A 16,226-nucleotide genomic window follows, 5' to 3' on the forward strand; every position below is an offset into this window, starting at 1 on the left:
GCTCACGTCTGCCATCTCATGCGCGTAGCGGATCGGGGACCGGCATGGTGAGGCCGGGCCTGGGATGAAAGGCCGTTACCGGGACGCAAGCCCGTGCCCCGGCGGATGGTTCCCCGCGGGCAACCCGGCCGGGGCCAGGCCGTCGCCGTCGAGCCCCACCGCCGCATCGGGCTCCGGCACCGCCACGGCGGCGCGCTCGCCGGCCCGGCCGACGAACAGGCAGAGGATCACCACCGGGATGCCCACGGCGGCCGTGAAGGCGAAGAACACCGGGTAGCCGTAGGCCGAGGCGATGAAGCCGGAGGTGCCCGCCACCAGCTTGCCCGGCAGCGCGTAGAGCGAGGAGAACAGGGCGTATTGGCTCGCCGCGAAGCCGGGCGCGGTGAGGCTCGACATGTAGGCGATCAGCGCCATGCCGGCGAAGGAGCCGCAGAAGTTGTCGACGGAGATCGCCGTGGTGAGCCGCCAGACCTCCGGCCCGCCGTAGGACAGCCAGGAGAACGACAGGTTGGAGGCGGCGCCCAGGAAGGCGCCCACCACGAGCGTCGGGAACAGGCCGAACCGCGTCATCGCCCAGCCGCCGGCGAAGGCCCCGGCGATGCCGATCCAGATGCCGTAGAGCTTCGATACGGTGCCGATCTCCACGAGGCTGAAGCCGACCTGCCGGTAGAGCGGGCTCGCCATCACGCCGGAGATGAAGTCCGGCATCCGGTAGAAGGCCACGAGCACCAGGATCGCCCAGAGGCCGACTCCCAGGCGGGTGTGCAGCTCCTTCAACGGCTCGAACACGGCGGTGCGGAACGACCATGCTGTCTTGCGGCCGTCCGCGGCGGGGCGGGATGCGGCGGCCAGTGCGGTGGCGTGCCTGGCGTCGAAGGCGGGCGCGAACAGGGCGGCGAGGATGCCGACCCCCATCAGGGCGGCCATGGTCAGGTAGGCGGCGGTCCAGCCGGCGTAGCTCGCCATGAACAGCGCGCCGGCACCCGCCGACATCAACGCGAGGCGGTAGCCGAGGTTCGAGGTGGCGGCCATCACCCCCTGCAGGTCGGTGCCGGCCGCATCGATGCGCCAGCCGTCGATGACCACGTCCTGGGTGGCGGCGCAGAAGGCCACGAGGAAGGCGCCGAGCCCCAGCAGCGCGAGGCTGGTGGCCGGGTCGGCGAAGGCCATCAGCGTCAGGGAGAGGGCGACCGCGATCTGGGTGGCGATCATCCAGGCCCGGCGGCGGCCGAACCGGCGGGTGAGCACCGGCACGTCGAACTGGTCGATGATCGGGGCCCACAGGAACTTCAGGGTATAGGGCAGCGCGAGGTAGCTGAAGAGGCCGATGGCCTTGATGTCGACGTCGGAGAAGGCGAGCCGGGTCGAGAAGGTGCCGAGCACCAGGAGCAGCGGCAGGCCGGACGAGAACCCGAGGGCCAGCATCAGCAGGATGCGCGGATCCTCGACGATGTCGCGAAGGCGGAACGGCCGCGGCGGCGAGGATTCGGAAGCCTCGTGCACAACGCTGTTGGCCATCGTGTGGAACTCCCGGGTCGCGACGACCCTTGATGGCGGATGATCGTGGCTCTCGTTAGCCCAGACCGACGCCAAGAGAAAACCGACACGGCGGATTCCGCCGGCGCCGTCCCGGCGACCGGTTCGCACGCCAGGACATGCGATGACCGCAAAACCCTGCCAGCATGGCCCCGACCCAAGGCCATCCATCGCTAGATTTGTTCGACTGTGGAGATCGGCGCACCGTAATGTCAATTGATAAGGGACGCAGGGAAGGTCTCGCCCGCGCCGATGCTGACTTGCGCGTCGGGAAAGGTCGTGAAACATCAGATCGGGCACGGTCCGTCGACGGCGCCATTGCTCGGAGCGGGGTTTCGGGTCGGAACGGGATGGCCAACGACAACGACTCGAACGATCAGGTCCGCAAGGTCGGCGCCGGGACATTCGTCTCGGCCTTCAGCGCCAGCCGGACACCGATGGTGGTGACGGATCCGCGCCTGCCCGACAACCCGATCATCTGGGTGAACGACGCCTTCCTCGCCCTCACCGGCTATGCCCGCGAGGAGATCGAGGGGCGCAACTGCCGCATGCTCCAGGGCGAGGACACCGACGCGGGCACCGTGAGCCGCATCACGGAGGCAGTGGCGGCGGGCTCTCCCATCGACGTCGAGATCCTGAACTACCGCAAGGACGGCTCGGCCTTCTGGAACGGCATGACCATCGCGCCGGTCCGGAACGAGGAGGGGGCGGTGGCCTATTACTTCGCCGCCCAGGCCGACATGACGGAGAAGCATCGCCTCGAGGCGGCCATGGCGGACGCCAATGCCGAACTCGAACGGCAGGTCCGCGAACGCACCTCGGCCCTCGAGGCGGCGCTGGAGCAGAAGACCGCGCTGCTCCACGAGGTCGACCACCGCGTCAAGAACAACCTCCAGGTCATCTCCTCGCTGATGCTGCTGAAGGCCAGGCGGACCCCGCTCGGCGAGGCCCGCGACGCCCTGGAGGCCATGGCCGAGCGGGTGGGCGCCCTCTCCACCGCGCACCGGATGCTGTATTCCGCGGGCGACGCGACGCAGTTCAACATCAAGGACTTCGCCGACGACTTCCTCGGCGACCTCACCGCGACGGTGGACCGCAAGCGCACAACCGTGAGCGCGGAGTTCGACGAGGTTTCGGTCTCCGCCGCCATGGCCGCCCCGCTGGCGCTCCTGATGCACGAGATCGCCAGCAACGCGATCCGGCATGCCTTCCCGGGCGACCGCGAGGGCCGCGTCTCCATCGTGGCGCGCCGAGAGGGCAACATCCTCAACGTGCGGATCGAGGACGACGGCATCGGGATCGGGGCCGGGACGCCGAACCCTGCCGGGTTCGGGCGGTCGCTGGCCGAGATGGTGGTGCGGCAGCTGCGCGGTACCATCGCCTGGACCGAGACCAACCCGGGCACCTGCGTAGCCATCGCCGTCCCCCTCGACGGCGTCAGGCTCAAGGGTGCCTGATCCCGCGGCAGGACCCGACCTCGTCCGCACCGGCGGCTGCGCTTGAGCGCGCTGCGCATCCTGGTGGTCGAGGACGAGGCGCTGATCGCCCTCGAACTCGGCAGCCTCCTCCAGGATCTCGGGCACGAGGTGATCGGCACGGCGGTCGGTTCCGCCGAGGCGATCGCCCTGGGCCTCGCCGGCGTGCCCGACGTGGCCTTCGTCGACATCCACCTCATGGACGGTCCGACCGGGGTCCGCGTGTCGGAGGCGTTGAGTGCGGACCCGCGCATCACCCTCATCTTCATGACCGCCAACGACAAGCGCATTCCCGAGGATTTCGCCGGGGCCATCGGGGTGATCGCCAAGCCCTATTCCGAACGGACGGTCATGGCCGCGCTGGATTACGTCACCGCCCTGCGCGCGGGTGCCGAACCCGGCGGCGGCCGGGTCGAGGGATTCCGCCTCGCGGGCCCCGCTCGCTCAGGGTGACGCCCTCAGGCGACCGGCGCGGTCACGGGACGGCGGCGCAGGACGTCGAGGCGATAGCGTTCGGTGCGCTCCTGGCGGACGAGGTCGAGCCAGTCGTGCCCGAGGGCGATGACGGCCTCGGCCGCCCCGTCCCCGGTGTTGGGATAATGGGTCTCCCCGAGGAAGTTCACGAGCACCACCTCACCCTCGGGGACGAGGGCGATACGAAGGTGCGCCATCAGAGCGGCCATGTCGTCGTCGCTGAAGAAATAGAGCACCTCGGACAGCATCACGAGGTCGAAGCGCCCCTCGGGCCATTGCCCGGGCACCACCATCTGCGCGAACCGCACGTGGGGCTGGTCGGCGCAGCGCGCCGCGGCGGCGGCGATGGCGGGGGCGGCCACGTCGAGGGAGAGGAGGTCGCGACAGCGCGGGGCCAGCCGCCGGGTCAGAACGCCGATGGAGCATCCGATCTCGACGGCCGCGTCGTAGGTCGGCCGCGACAGGGCGGCGAGGGTCGCGTCGTACTTCGCGGTCTCGTAGGCGCTGGTCTCGAAACTCCACGGGTCGGGATTGGTGGCGTAGAGGTTGGTGAAATAGTCCGGCGGGACGGTATCGGCGTGTCGGGTCATGGGTGGGTCGGTCCGTGCCGCAGGCTGTTCCGCGGTGCGCCGACGAGCGCAGCATGGTCGTGCGGGCGCGGTCAAGCGTCGCGTCGGGAGCGGATCGGGGCCGGGACGCGCGCGGGCCCGTCCGGGCCGGGACCTCGGGGCTGCACGGTGATCTGAGATTGCTTGCGTAGGGCCTCGCCGGGAGGGCGCGTCCGCAGTAGGCTGAACCACGGCCCGACCCTCCGGCGCGCCTGCCGGACCTGGGAGGCAGCAGGGGATCGGTCATGACGTTCGCGAGCGTGATGGTTCCGTTGGACCTCGGGGCGTCCGTGGCCGTGCGCCTGCGGCTCGCCAGCACCCTGGCCCGACGCTTCGAGGCCCGGTTGATCGGGCTCGCGGCCCGGCAGGCCCTGCCGCAGCACCTGTACGGCCGGGGCGCCTACATCAGCAGCCAGTTCGTGGACCAGGCCAGCACCCGCGCGTCCGAGGAGCTGTCGCAGGTCGAGGCACGGTTCCGCGAGGCCACGGCCGGTTCCGACGATGTCGAATGGCGCGCGGCCAAGACCGATCCCATGGCGTTCCTGGTCCGGCAGGCCCGGTCGGCCGACCTCGTCGTGGTCAACCCGTACCGGGAGGAAGGCGCCGGGGACTGGTGCTCGTCCATCGAGCCCGGCGAGCTGGTGCTTCGCCTCGGCCGGCCGGTGCTCATCGCCCCGCCGTCCGTCGAGACCCTCGCCGCACGCAGGATCGTCGTCGCCTGGAAGGACACCCGCGAAGCGCGCCGCGCCGTGTCGGACGGGCTCCCGTTCATGCGGATGGCCGAGGAAGTGCTGATCGTCGCCCTCGGCGACGAGGCCGACTGGACGGGCGCCGGCGAGACCAGGGCCTATCTGTCCCGGCACGGCGTCACCGCCACCACCGTCCTGAGGCCGCCTCCGAAGCTCGGCGTCGCCGCCGAGGTCATCGCGATCGCGCAACGGGAAGGTGCCGACCTGATCGTCGCCGGGGCCTACGGCCATACCCGGATGCGGGAGGTGATCTTCGGCAGCGTCACCCGCACCCTGCTGGAGCGCATCCCGATCTGCTGCCTGATGAGCCATTGAACGCAAGGCCGCCTGGCATGGCCCGCGCGGCCGGTGGCGGCATCCTCACCCGGGCCCGCCCCCCTGGCGTTGCGCCTTGAGGCGATAGAGCGCCTCCAGGGCCTCGCGCGGGGTCAGGGCGTCGGGATCGATGGTGTCGAGGAGGTCGCCCAGCGGGTCGGCCGGCGCGGGTTCCGGCAGCGGCGGCGGCGGGGCGAGGCTGGCGAACAGCGGCAGGTCGTCGATGCGCGGGCGGTTCGGGCGGTCGCGCTCGGCCGTCTCCAGGTTCTTGAGGATGGCGCCGGCACGCGCCACCACACCGGCCGGCAGGCCGGCCAGGCGCGCCACCTGCAGGCCGTAGGAGCGACCGGCCACGCCGGGCACGACCTCGTGCAGGAACACCACGGCACCCTTGTGCTCGGTCACCTTCAGGGTGGCGTTGTCGAGGCGGGTGAGGCGCTGGCCGAGCGCCGTCAGTTCGTGGAAGTGGGTGGCGAACAGGGCCCGGCAGCCGTTCTGCTCGTGCAGGTGTTCGAGGCAGGCCCAGGCGATGGAGAGCCCGTCGAAGGTGGCGGTGCCGCGCCCGATCTCGTCGAGGACGACGAGGGAGCGCCGGGTCGCCTGGTTCAGGATCGCGGCGGTCTCCACCATCTCGACCATGAAGGTCGATTGCCCGCGCGCCAGGTCGTCGGCGGCGCCGACCCTCGAGAACAGGCGGTCGACCACCCCGAGGTGGACCCGCGCCGCCGGCACGAAGGCGCCCATCTGCGCCAGCACGGCGATGAGGGCGTTCTGGCGCAGGAAGGTCGACTTGCCGCCCATGTTGGGGCCGGTGATCAGGCGGATGCGCCCCCGGCCCTCGCCGGAGAGGTCGCAATCGTTGGCGATGAAGGGCTCGCCGGCCCGGCGCAGGGCCGCCTCCACCACCGGGTGGCGCCCGCCCTGCACGACGAAGGCGAAGCCGTCGTCGACGAACGGCCGGGTCCAGTCGAGCTCCACCGCCAGTTCGGCGTGGGAGGCGGTGACGTCGAGGCCCGCGAGCGCCTCGGCGCAGGCGGCGATGGTGGTGGCCTGCCCCATCACGCGTGCGGCCAGCGCGTCGAAGATCGCGCCCTCCAGGGCCAGCACCCGCTCCGAGGCGCCCGAGATCTTCGATTCGAGGGCGCCGAGCTCGACGCTCGTGAACCGCATCGCGTCGATCATGGTCTGGCGATGCACGAAGGTCTCGCGCATCGGACCCTTGAGGCAGGTCTCGCCCACCGCCTGGGGCACCTCGATGTAGTAGCCGAGCTGGTGGTTGTGCTTGATGCGCAGGGTGCGGCAGCCGGTCTCCTCGGCGTAGCGGGCCTGGAGGGCGGCCACGACCTTGCGGGAATCCTGGCCGAGGAGACGGGTCTCGTCGATCTCGGCGTCGTAGCCGGCGCGCACGAAGCCGCCGTCGCGGCGGTTGAGCGGCAGCTCGTCGGCCAAGGCCGCGCGCAGGGTGTCGACGAGGTCGGGGTCGACCCGCGCCAGGGTCTCGGCGATCCCGGCGAGGACGTCCGGCAGCGCGCCCACGCCGGAGAGCCGGTCGGCCAGCGCCCCGGCCGCGTCGAGGCCGTCCCGAAGGGCGGCGAGGTCGCGCGGGCCGCCGCGCCCCAGCCCGATCCGCGAGAGGGCGCGGGCGAGATCGGGGGCGCGGGCCAGGATCTCGCGGCAGGCCCGGCGCGACACCCCGTCGTCCACGAAGACCGCGACCGCCGCGTGGCGACGGCCGATGGCCGCCAGATCGGTGAGCGGACCGGCCAGGTGCTCGGCCAGCAGCCGCGCGCCGCCGGCCGACACGGTCCGGTCGATGGCCGCGAGCAGGCTCCCGGCCCGCTCGCCCGAGAGGGTGCGGGTGAGTTCGAGGTTGGCGCGGGTGGCCGCATCGATGGAGAGCGTGGCGCCGCTGGCCTCGCGGGTCGGCGGCGACAGGGCCGGGCGCGCGCCGATCTGCGTCCTGGCGATGTAGAGGAGCACCGCTCCGGCCGCGGCGATCTCGGCCCGGCCGAACGTACCGAACCCGTCGAGGGTGGAGACGCCGAACTGCTCGCGGATGCGCCGCTCGGCCGAGGCCGGTTCGAGTTCGGCCTGGGGCAGCGGCGTCACCGCGGCGGCGATCTCGCGCCACAGCCGGGCGAGGCCGGGATCGGCGTGGATCGCCTCCGAGAGGACGATCTCGCGCGGCTCGTGCCGGGCGATGGCCGCGGCGAGTTCGCTGCCGTCGACCTCGCTGAGCGAGAACCGCCCGGTCGAGATATCGATGGCGGCGAGCCCGTAGGCGAAGCCGCCGTCCGGGTTCTTGCGGCGCCCGAGGCCGAGCAGGATGCTGGCCCGGCCCGGATCGAGCAGCCGCTCCTCGGTGATGGTGCCGGGGGTGACGAGGCGCACCACGGCGCGGTTCACCACCGATTTCGGGCCCCGCTTCTTGGCCTCGGCCGGGTCCTCGGTCTGGGCGCAGACGGCGACGCGGTGGCCGAGCGCGATCAGGCGGCTGAGGTAATCGTCGGCCCGCTCCACCGGCACGCCGCACATCGGGATGTCGGCGCCGCCGTGCTTGCCGCGCTTGGTCAGCACGATGCCCAAAGCCCGCGAGGCGATCTCGGCGTCCTCGAAGAACAGTTCGTAGAAGTCCCCCATCCGGTAGAACAGGAGGCAATCGGTGTTGGCGGCCTTGATCTCGATGTACTGGGCCATCATCGGCGTGGCGCCGGCCCTGTCGAAGGGGGCGGGCCCGTCCGGCACAGGCAGGATCTTCGACTGGGATCGGGCGGAACGCTCGGACATGGCGTGACGGTATCAGACCCCGGGTCGCGTTTCAGCGCGGCACCGGCATTGGCCTGTGGAGGCCATCGAGACGCGACAAGGGCCGATGCGTCGCCGCATCGGCCCTGGACGGATCGACCCCGTATCTGCGGTCGGGGCCGGCGGTGCGCCGGCCCTCCGCCTGACCTCAGTAGCGCGGGCCGCCCGAGGTGTTGCCCTTCTGCTGCTGGTAGCCGGGCTGCGACGGGTTGCGGGAATTCGGGTCGCTCATCATGCGCGGCTGCCGGCGGCGCATCTTGTTGCGGTAGCCGTGGCGATGGCGGGCGCCGTAGCTGCCGCGGTAGGCGACATCGGTGGTGGCCAGGCCCTCGGCGAGGGTCGCGGCCGCCGGCACGGCGGGAGCGGCGGAGGCGGTGGTGAGGCCGAGACCGCCGAGCATCAGGCTCGCGGCGAGGGTGAGGGTCAGCTTGTTCATGTCGTCCAATCCGGTCGGTCCGCGCGATACCGCGCCGGCCTGATAAGTCGCTTGTGCGCGACCTGTTCCCGGAAATCCGACATCGCGCGCATGAAAACGGTGTATACAAAGCCTTGAGGCCATTCGGATTTTTGAAGGGCGCGCATCGGATTGTTACGCCGCGCCCGACGTGTCGGTCCGCCGCGCCCGTCCGCGCCGCCGTCGCCGCTACGCCGGCACGCCCCCTTGCGGTTCGCGAAACCGCGTCGCAGGAGCCTGGACCATGGCACCGGTGACCCCCGCCCCGACCGACCACCCGCTCCCCATCGATGCGGTGCTGCCCCGCCTGCGGGCGACCTTGGAGAGGGCGACGAGCGCAGTCCTGGTGGCGCCTCCGGGCGCGGGCAAGACCACCCGCGTCCCGCTCGCCCTGCTCGACGCGCCCTGGCTCGAGGAGAGGGCCCGCATCATCGTGCTGGAGCCCCGCCGTCTCGCAGCCCGGGGGGCGGCCGAGCGCATGGCCGCGACGCTGGGCCAAGCGGTGGGCGAGACCGTGGGCCTGCGCGTGCGCCTGGGCTCGAAGGTTTCCTCCCGCACCCGCATCGAGGTGGTGACCGAGGGCGTGTTCACCCGCATGATCCTCGACGATCCGGAGCTCGCGCGGGTCGGCGCGGTCCTGTTCGACGAGTTCCACGAGCGTTCCCTCGACGCCGACCTCGGCCTGGCGCTGGCCCTCGACGCGCAGGGGGCCCTGCGGCCGGACCTGCGCATCCTCGTCATGTCGGCGACCCTCGACGGGGCCCGCGTCGCGCGGCTCCTGGGCGAGGCCCACGTGATCGAATCGGAAGGCCGGGCCTTCGGAATCGAGACCCGCCACCATCCCCGCTCTCCCGACGGACGCATCGAGGACGCGATGGCGGAGGCGATCCTGCGGGCCCTGCGGGCCGATCCGGGCTCGGTGCTCGCCTTCCTGCCGGGCCAGGGCGAGATCCGCCGCGTCGCCGGGCTCCTCGACGGGCGGGTTCCGGCCGACACCGAGGTCGCGCCCCTCTACGGCGCCCTGACCCCGGCCGAGCAGGACCGGGCGGTGTCCCCCGCTCCGGCGGGCCGGCGCAAGGTGGTGCTGGCCACCAGCATCGCCGAGACCTCGCTGACCATCGAGGGCGTGCGCATCGTGGTGGATTCCGGGCTGGCCCGGGTGCCGCTCTACGAGCCGGCCACCGGGCTGACCCGCCTCGTCACCGCACGGGCCTCGCGCGCCTCGGTCGACCAGCGCCGGGGCCGCGCCGGGCGCACCGAGCCCGGCGTCTGCCACCGGCTCTGGGCGGAGGCCGCCACGCAGGCCCTCGACCCGTTCGGCCGGCCGGAGATCCTGGCGGCGGATCTCGCCGGGCTCGTGCTCGATTGCGCGTCCTGGGGCGTCCTCGACCCGCGCACGCTGGCCTTCCTCGACCCGCCGCCGGCCCCGGCGCTGGACGAGGCCGGCGCCATGCTGCGGGCCATCGCGGCCATCGACGACGAGGGCCGTCTCACCACCTCCGGGCGGCGCCTGCGCGCCCTGCCGCTGCCGCCACGGCTGGCCCGCATGGTGGTGGGTGCGGCCGGCCTCGGCGCGGCGGTGCAGGCGGCGCGCCTGGCGGCCGTGCTGGTGGAACGGGGCCTGGGCGGCGACGGCGCCGACCTCGCCGAGCGGGTCGACCGCTTCGCCCGCGACCGCGGCCAGCGCGCCGCCGACATGCGCCGGCTCGCCGACGGCTGGGCGCGGCAGGCCGAGCGACAGGCCGAGTCACACCCCGACGGCAGCGGCGGCCCCGATCTGCGCGAGGCCGGCCCGCTGCTGGCGCTCGCCTATCCGGACCGGATCGCCAGGGCACGGGGACGCGAGGGCGAGTTCGTCCTCGCCAACGGCCGCGGCGGACGGCTCGATCCGGCCTCGGCGCTGGCCCGCGAGACCTACATCGTTGTGGCCGACCTCGCGGGGGCCGCGGGCAACGCCCGCATCCTGGCTGCGGCCGCCATCGCCTCGGAGGCGATCGAGGCCCTGTTTTCCGACCGGATCGAGGCGACGACCACCGTGAGCTTCGACACGGCGGCGCGGGCGCTACGCGCCCGCAACACCCGCCGGCTGGGTGCGGTGACGCTGGCCGAGCGCACCCTGCCGGTGCCGGCGGATGCGGCCTCGGCAGAGATCCTGGCACGCGGGGTCGCACGGATCGGCATCGCGGCGCTGCCGTGGACGCCGGCCCTGACGCAGTGGCGGGCCCGCGTCGGCTTCATGCGCGCGGCCGAGGGCGAGCCGTGGCCGGACCTGTCCGACGCGGCACTGGCCGAGACGGCACCGGACTGGCTCGCCCCTGAGCTCGTCGGCGTGACGAGCGTGGACGCGATCCCCGCCGACACCCTCGGCCGCGCCCTGCTCGCGCTGCTGCCCTGGGACCTGCGGGCCCGCCTCGATAGCGCCTGCCCGACCCATGTGGAGGTGCCCACCGGCTCGCGCATCCCGGTGGACTACGAGGTGGAGGGCGGGCCGGTGCTGGCGGTGCGGGTGCAGGAACTGTTCGGCCTCGACCGCCATCCGGCGTTGGCCGGCGGGCGGGTGCCCCTGGTGCTCCACCTGCTCTCGCCGGCCTCCCGCCCGATCCAGATCACCCGCGACCTGCCCGGGTTCTGGCGCGGCTCCTGGGCCGGCGTGCGGGCCGACATGCGCGGCCGCTACCCACGCCATCCCTGGCCCGAGGACCCGATCGCCGAACCGCCGACCCGCCGGGCCAAGCCGCGCGGGACGTGAGCCGGCCTCAGGCCGGCGTCGCGTCGCCCGCGGTCGTGGTTCCCTCCCGGCCGTCGTCGGCCGCCTCGTCGAAGGCCTCGAGCCATGCGGCCCGGTCGTCGGTCCCCTCGCCGTAGGGGCAGCTCTCGCGGGTCTTGCCATAGAGGCGGGCGTTGCGTCCCTGGATGAAGGGGCTATCGCTGGCGGTGGCGCCGTCGCTCATCGTGTTCTCCTCGCTTGCCGGTACTCGTCGGGTGCTGCGGCAACGCGCGACGAGGGGACATGGGTCACGGACCGACTTCGCCCCGGCGTCGCGCCCACCCGGAATCGCCGGCCGTCGCGGGGGGACCGACATGTTGAACTCCACCCCGCCTTCATGACTTATCGTTCCGGGCAGCGGGACATTTCCGGCTGCGTTCGGACGGGAGCGAGAGCATGAGCTTCTTCTACTTCCTGGTCTTCGTCGGTCCCTGGCTCGGTCTTGCCGTCATGCACCGCATGGCGATGAAGAAGTCCGCACCGCTGTGATCCGGCGCGGGTCCCGACCGGCACGATAGTGCCGGTCGGTCTCATGCCATTTCCGGTTGATCACGTCGTGATGCGGACATGGGCTTCGCCCAGGCGCCGCGCGGGCTCGGTGAGACGGGTCCCGCTTGATTCAAGCGGAACCCGTCTCAACCATCCGTATCGGCGAGGGCAGCCTGCGGGGTCGGGCCACGCGGGCGGCGGGTGGTGGCCTTCGCGGCGGCCGTGGCGACGAGGTAGGCCTCGATCGCCGCGTTGGCGGCCCCGCGCATCGCCCGCATCTCGTCGAGGGCGACGAAGACGTCCGGAAAGCGGCGCCCGAGCCAGAGATAGGCGCTGGCGAGCTTGACCAGTCGCTCCTGCTCGGCGAGGTCGCCGGACGCGCCCGGCCGCAGCGCCGGCACCGCCGCGCCGAGCGAACACGCCTCCATCCAGCGGTCGAGGACCGCCACCGAGACGGCGTCGCGCCGGTCGATCGGGCAGACCGCGAAGACGAGCCTGTCGGCCAGGGCGAGGGGAACCCGGTCGGTGCGTTCGGCCGCCGCCAGCATCTCGGCCTGGTCGGCGGGCTGGAACGGCGAGCCCTCGTAGAAGGTGGCGAGCGCGAACCGGCTCAGCACCGCGTGCAGGCTCTGGGTGCCCATCTCCGCGGCCAGGGCCTCGATGGCGATGAGGTCGGGCCGGACGTAGAAGCGCGGGTCCGCCGCCGGCGCGGTCAGGGCACCGCCCAGGGCGGCCCGCAACGGCGCGATCCCGGTCTCGTCGAGGGCGGCGACGTAGCCCGCCTCCTGGTGGCCGTAGCGTCCGGCCCGGCCGGCGACCTGCCGGATCTCCGAGTGGGTCAGCGGGCGATCGGCGGTGCCGTCCCATTTGCGCACCGCCGAGAACACGACGCGCTTGAGCGGCCCGAGGTTGAGGCCCATGCCCACGGCGTCGGTGGTCACCAGCACCTGTGCCTCCCCCGACCGGAAGCGGGCGGCCTCGGCCCGGCGCACCTCCGGCGAGAGTGCGCCGTAGATCGTCGCGACGCTGTGGCCGGCGGCGATGAGCGCCTGGCGGTTCTCGTGGACGGCCCGACGCGAAAAGGCGACGACGGCATCGCCGGCCTCGACGCGATCGAGGGGCACCGGCTCGTCCATCAGGTGGAGCGGCGTCTTGCGCGCGAAGGCGACCACGTCGAGGGATTCGTCGGCCGCTTCCGCGGCGCGGCGCACGTAGGACAGCGCGTCCTCCGAGCCGCAGACGACGACCGTGCGGGCGGGAATGCCGAACAGCGCGTTGGTCCAGGCCCAGCCGCGGTCCGGGTCCATGATCATCTGGATCTCGTCGATCACCGCCACGTCCACCGGGCGGCGCAGGTCGGCGGTCTCGATGGTGCGGGCGGTGTGGCTCGGGTCGGCCTCGCCCAGCACCTCCTCGCCGGTGACCATGCCGGCGCGCAGGCCGCGCTCGACCAGGGTCTCGTAGTTCTCGAGTGCCAGGAGGCGCAGGGGCGCGAGGTAGCAGCCGGTGGCGGCCTGCGAGAGATGGCGCAGCGCGGCGTAGGTCTTGCCCGAATTGGTCGGCCCCATGTGGAAGACGATGCGCCGCCCGAGCCGGCGGGCGGCGCTGAAGCGGTCGATGTAGGTGGCAAAGCCGATCCGGTCGCGCAGGCGGCGCTGGCGGGAGTTTTCCTGCGCCAGCACCCGCCCGCGGCTGCGCACCGGCTTCAGGGTCTCGATGAGGGCGCCCGGCAGGTCGGGGCCGTAGGCGAAGCGGCGCGAGCGCAGCGAGCGGTCGAGGTGGGCGATGTAGGTGACGGCGTCGGCGCCGACCTCGGCGAGGTCCGCGGCGACCTGGCCGCGCAGGCGCTCCACCGGCCGGCGCAGGGCGCGCTCGATCCCCGCCTGCGCGGCCGCCACGAGCCGGACGAGCTCGTCGCGCCGCCAGCTCGGATCGTTGCGCCGTGCCATGGCATCGAGGATCTCGACGGCGCCGGGCTCGGGCGTCGCGTCGATGCGCAGGTCCGCCCGGCCGTCGTCGAGGATCGGGATCGTCGCGGTCACGCGCCACTCCGGACCCCCGTCCGGGCCGAGCCCGCCCCTGATTCCGGGACATGCGCGGACCACCTCGGCCACGCGCTCGGCCGGCACCGGCGCCCGCGCCGCCAGTGCCTGCGCCACCGCCTCGTCCTCGACCCACCCGTCGACGTCGGGCAGGCCGAGCCGGGCCTGGAGGGCCGCGAGATCGACGGCGGCCGCATCGTGTCCCAGCCGCCAGAGCGCCTCCACCAGGATCTCGGCGGTCGCCCGTCTGCGCTTGCGTGCCATCGATCCTCCGTCCCAGAGCGGGTATCGGGGAAAGTGGTCATCGGTTTCCCGACGAAAACCGGCTTCCCCTCGAAGACCCGCGCCGCGGCATGGCTGCCTTGGCGCCCCGACGGTATCCCACGGGAGGACGGGCCGGGGCGAGGGGCGCATCGCCGGTCGCGCGGGAGAAAGCGGGACGGCCCGTCCCGGCGGCGATCGCCGGTCGAAGGCCTCCGCCGCACGGGCCGCGGCGCGCCCTCGCTCTCAGGCGGCGTCGAGATCGCGCACGAAGCCGGCGGTGACCTCTCGCAGGATCTCGACCTGGCGGTGGACGGCATCGGCCGAGCCCTGGACGTCGCCGATGGCGGCCTCGGTGGTGCCGAGCGCCTGGGAGACCGCCGTCACCTGCGTCGTGGCGGCGCGTGCGTCGTCGAGGGCGGCCTCGATGTCGGTGCCCATCGCCCGCGTCGCCGCGCGCTGCCGGTCGATCGCCTCGACCATGGCGCCGGCGGTGCGCTCGACGTCGCCGATGCGCGTGGCGAAGGCACGCATGAAAGCCACCGACTGCTCGGTGGCACCCTGGACGTCGCGGATCTGCGCGGCGATCTCCTCGGTGGAGCGGGCGGTCTGCCCGGCGAGCTCCTTGACCTCGGCGGCGACCACGGCAAAGCCCCGCCCGGCCTCGCCGGCCCGCGCCGCCTCGATGGTGGCGTTGAGGGCGAGGAGGTTGGTCTGCTCGGCGACCGAGCGGATGGTGGTGATCACCGAGCCGATCCTCTCGACGGAGGCCATGAGCTTGGCGACGGTCTCGCCGGTCTGGCGGGCTTCCTCGCCGGCGGCGCGGGTGACGGCGTTGGTCGCCGCCAGATGCTGCGCGATCTCTTCGGCCGCCGCCGTCAGGCCGCCGCAGGTGGATGCCACGCGGCTGACGTTCTGCCCGGCGCGGCGGGACGAGTCGGTGGCGCCGTCGGTATCCGCGGCGGTGCGTCCTGCGACCTCCACCATCGCGGCGGTGCTCGCCCCCATCCGGCCGAGCGCCGCCTCGATGGCCGCGACGACGCCGGCGACCGCCCCCTGGAACGCGCGGACCCGGCCCTCCACCGACGCGGCGCGAACCTCCTCCTTGCGCGCCAGGGCCTGCGCCTGCGCCCGGAGAGCGTCGGCCTCGTCCTTCTCGCCCCTGGTCCGAACGAGGGCATCGCCCGCGGCCAGCCCGGCCTGGACCTGGAACACCAGCCACGCCAGCACCGCGGTCTGGGCCACCAGGATCACGGCGTGCACGGCGACACGGTCGAGGCCGCCCCCGTTCGGGAAGACCAGGCTCGGCATCAGCAGCGACAGGCCGAGATGATGCACGGCCACGACGGTGGAAAAGGCCACCAGGGCTTTCCAGTCGACGAAGGCGGCGGTGATGGCGAGGCAGGCGAAGAAGTACATGTGCAGGTCGCCCTGGATGGTGGGCGCACCGCCGGCGGGCTGGAACACCGCCACCAGCACCGCCACGAGCGCGGCCAGGGCCATGCTGGTGACGATGCGGGTGCGCGGGTCGGCCGGGGTCCGGTAGGCCAGCCAGGTCGGCACCGCCGCGAGCGCCAGCGAGGCACCGGCGAGCCCCGGCGCGGCGAAGGTCTCCCGCCAGACGTTGGCGCCGACCACCAGGACGGCGTTGGCCCAGAGGAACCCGATCATCGCCAAACCGGCCGATGACCGGATGCGATGGAGGGTATCGCCGGATGTGCTGATGGCCTCGTGCATCTCGTTAGTCTCTCGCTTTGGTTTCGTCTCGCCCCTGCGGGTCGCAACCGCCGACCCCCGACGCATCGAAGATCATCCAGGCACCGGCGCGCCTCAGCCTCGCCGCGAAATCGGGCCGGTCCGATCGGGCCACGGCGAGCCAGGACATCGCCGTGCCGCGCACGATCTCACCCTCGGCCGCTGCGATCAGGCCGATCGCCCGGTCGGGCCCGGCCCAGGGCGCCACCAGGACGAGGACCGCCGCGCCGGGGCGAGCGGGCGAGACCGCCAGGAGCGGCAGCACGAAGGCTATGGCGGCGGACAGGAGGCAGTTTTCGACGATGCGCCAACTCATGCGGACAGAATTCAACACATAGATCAAGATTGGTTTAAGCCTTTCTCCAATCGTCGCGGCCCGCGCCAGGCTTTTTGGGGGGGCAGCCTCCCGCCAGGCCGCCGGCCGGAGCCCCCTCCCCCCGCGCCATGGACACCGGCGCGCCCCGCCTCTATCGCGCTGAGCCAGATGGATCGCCCC

Annotated in this window: 12 protein-coding genes; 4 read left to right on the forward strand and 8 right to left on the reverse strand. The window is 72.9% G+C overall.

Annotation, left to right across the window (positions count from 1 at the left end; all coding sequences use genetic code 11):
- Window positions 1-75: 75 nt before the first annotated feature.
- Window positions 76-1,518: an AmpG family muropeptide MFS transporter gene (locus ASG40_RS13540; protein ID WP_055886612.1), complete on the reverse strand. Its 1,443-nt coding sequence runs from the start codon at window positions 1,516-1,518 to the stop codon at window positions 76-78.
- A gap of 368 nt (window positions 1,519-1,886) precedes the next feature.
- On the opposite strand from ASG40_RS13540, the gene ASG40_RS13545 reads away from it, so the two are divergent.
- Window positions 1,887-2,993, forward strand: coding sequence for a PAS domain-containing protein (locus tag ASG40_RS13545; RefSeq protein ID WP_055886615.1), 1,107 nt, complete (start codon window positions 1,887-1,889; stop codon window positions 2,991-2,993).
- A gap of 36 nt (window positions 2,994-3,029) precedes the next feature.
- Window positions 3,030-3,464 carry a response regulator gene (locus ASG40_RS13550; RefSeq protein ID WP_055886618.1) on the forward strand — a complete coding sequence of 145 codons (435 nt, stop codon included), beginning with the start codon at window positions 3,030-3,032 and terminating at the stop codon, window positions 3,462-3,464.
- 5 nt (window positions 3,465-3,469) lie between these two features.
- Here the strand turns inward: ASG40_RS13550 and ASG40_RS13555 are convergent, their stop codons facing one another.
- The gene (locus ASG40_RS13555) at window positions 3,470-4,075 is read right to left on the reverse strand and encodes an SAM-dependent methyltransferase (protein ID WP_055886623.1); all 606 of its coding nucleotides are present in this window, start codon (window positions 4,073-4,075) and stop codon (window positions 3,470-3,472) included.
- A gap of 263 nt (window positions 4,076-4,338) precedes the next feature.
- Here ASG40_RS13555 and ASG40_RS13560 point away from each other — a divergent pair, with 263 nt between their 5' ends.
- A complete protein-coding gene (locus ASG40_RS13560; protein ID WP_055886625.1) occupies window positions 4,339-5,157 on the forward strand; it encodes a universal stress protein in 819 nt (272 codons plus the stop codon).
- 45 nt (window positions 5,158-5,202) lie between these two features.
- Here the strand turns inward: ASG40_RS13560 and mutS are convergent, their stop codons facing one another.
- Together mutS and ASG40_RS13570 are read right to left on the reverse strand one after the other, a co-directional pair.
- Window positions 5,203-7,944 carry a DNA mismatch repair protein MutS gene (gene mutS / locus ASG40_RS13565; RefSeq protein WP_055886628.1) on the reverse strand — a complete coding sequence of 914 codons (2,742 nt, stop codon included), beginning with the start codon at window positions 7,942-7,944 and terminating at the stop codon, window positions 5,203-5,205.
- A 166-nt stretch (window positions 7,945-8,110) separates the two neighbouring features.
- On the reverse strand, window positions 8,111-8,398 hold the full coding sequence (locus tag ASG40_RS13570; RefSeq protein WP_055886631.1) for a hypothetical protein: 288 nt from the start codon (window positions 8,396-8,398) through the stop codon (window positions 8,111-8,113).
- A gap of 262 nt (window positions 8,399-8,660) precedes the next feature.
- Between ASG40_RS13570 and hrpB the strand changes: the two genes are divergently transcribed.
- On the forward strand, window positions 8,661-11,165 hold the full coding sequence (gene hrpB / locus ASG40_RS13575; protein WP_055886633.1) for an ATP-dependent helicase HrpB: 2,505 nt from the start codon (window positions 8,661-8,663) through the stop codon (window positions 11,163-11,165).
- A gap of 7 nt (window positions 11,166-11,172) precedes the next feature.
- Here hrpB and ASG40_RS13580 read toward each other — a convergent pair whose 3' ends face one another.
- The 4 genes from ASG40_RS13580 to ASG40_RS13595 all read right to left on the reverse strand — a co-directional run bounded on the left by ASG40_RS13580 (window position 11,173) and on the right by ASG40_RS13595 (window position 16,046).
- Window positions 11,173-11,367 carry a ribosome modulation factor gene (locus ASG40_RS13580; RefSeq protein ID WP_055886636.1) on the reverse strand — a complete coding sequence of 65 codons (195 nt, stop codon included), beginning with the start codon at window positions 11,365-11,367 and terminating at the stop codon, window positions 11,173-11,175.
- Window positions 11,368-11,818: 451 nt separating this feature from the next.
- Window positions 11,819-13,978, reverse strand: a complete 2,160-nt coding sequence (locus ASG40_RS13585; protein WP_055886639.1) for a helicase-related protein — start codon at window positions 13,976-13,978, stop codon at window positions 11,819-11,821.
- Between the two features lie 243 nt (window positions 13,979-14,221).
- The gene (locus ASG40_RS13590) at window positions 14,222-15,646 is read right to left on the reverse strand and encodes a methyl-accepting chemotaxis protein (RefSeq protein ID WP_200944267.1); all 1,425 of its coding nucleotides are present in this window, start codon (window positions 15,644-15,646) and stop codon (window positions 14,222-14,224) included.
- A gap of 70 nt (window positions 15,647-15,716) precedes the next feature.
- A complete protein-coding gene (locus tag ASG40_RS13595; protein WP_055886644.1) occupies window positions 15,717-16,046 on the reverse strand; it encodes a hypothetical protein in 330 nt (109 codons plus the stop codon).
- Window positions 16,047-16,226 lie beyond the last annotated feature (180 nt).

The organism is Methylobacterium sp. Leaf399, from assembly GCF_001424525.1.
In the GTDB taxonomy this organism is placed as follows: Bacteria; Pseudomonadota; Alphaproteobacteria; order Rhizobiales; family Beijerinckiaceae; genus Methylobacterium.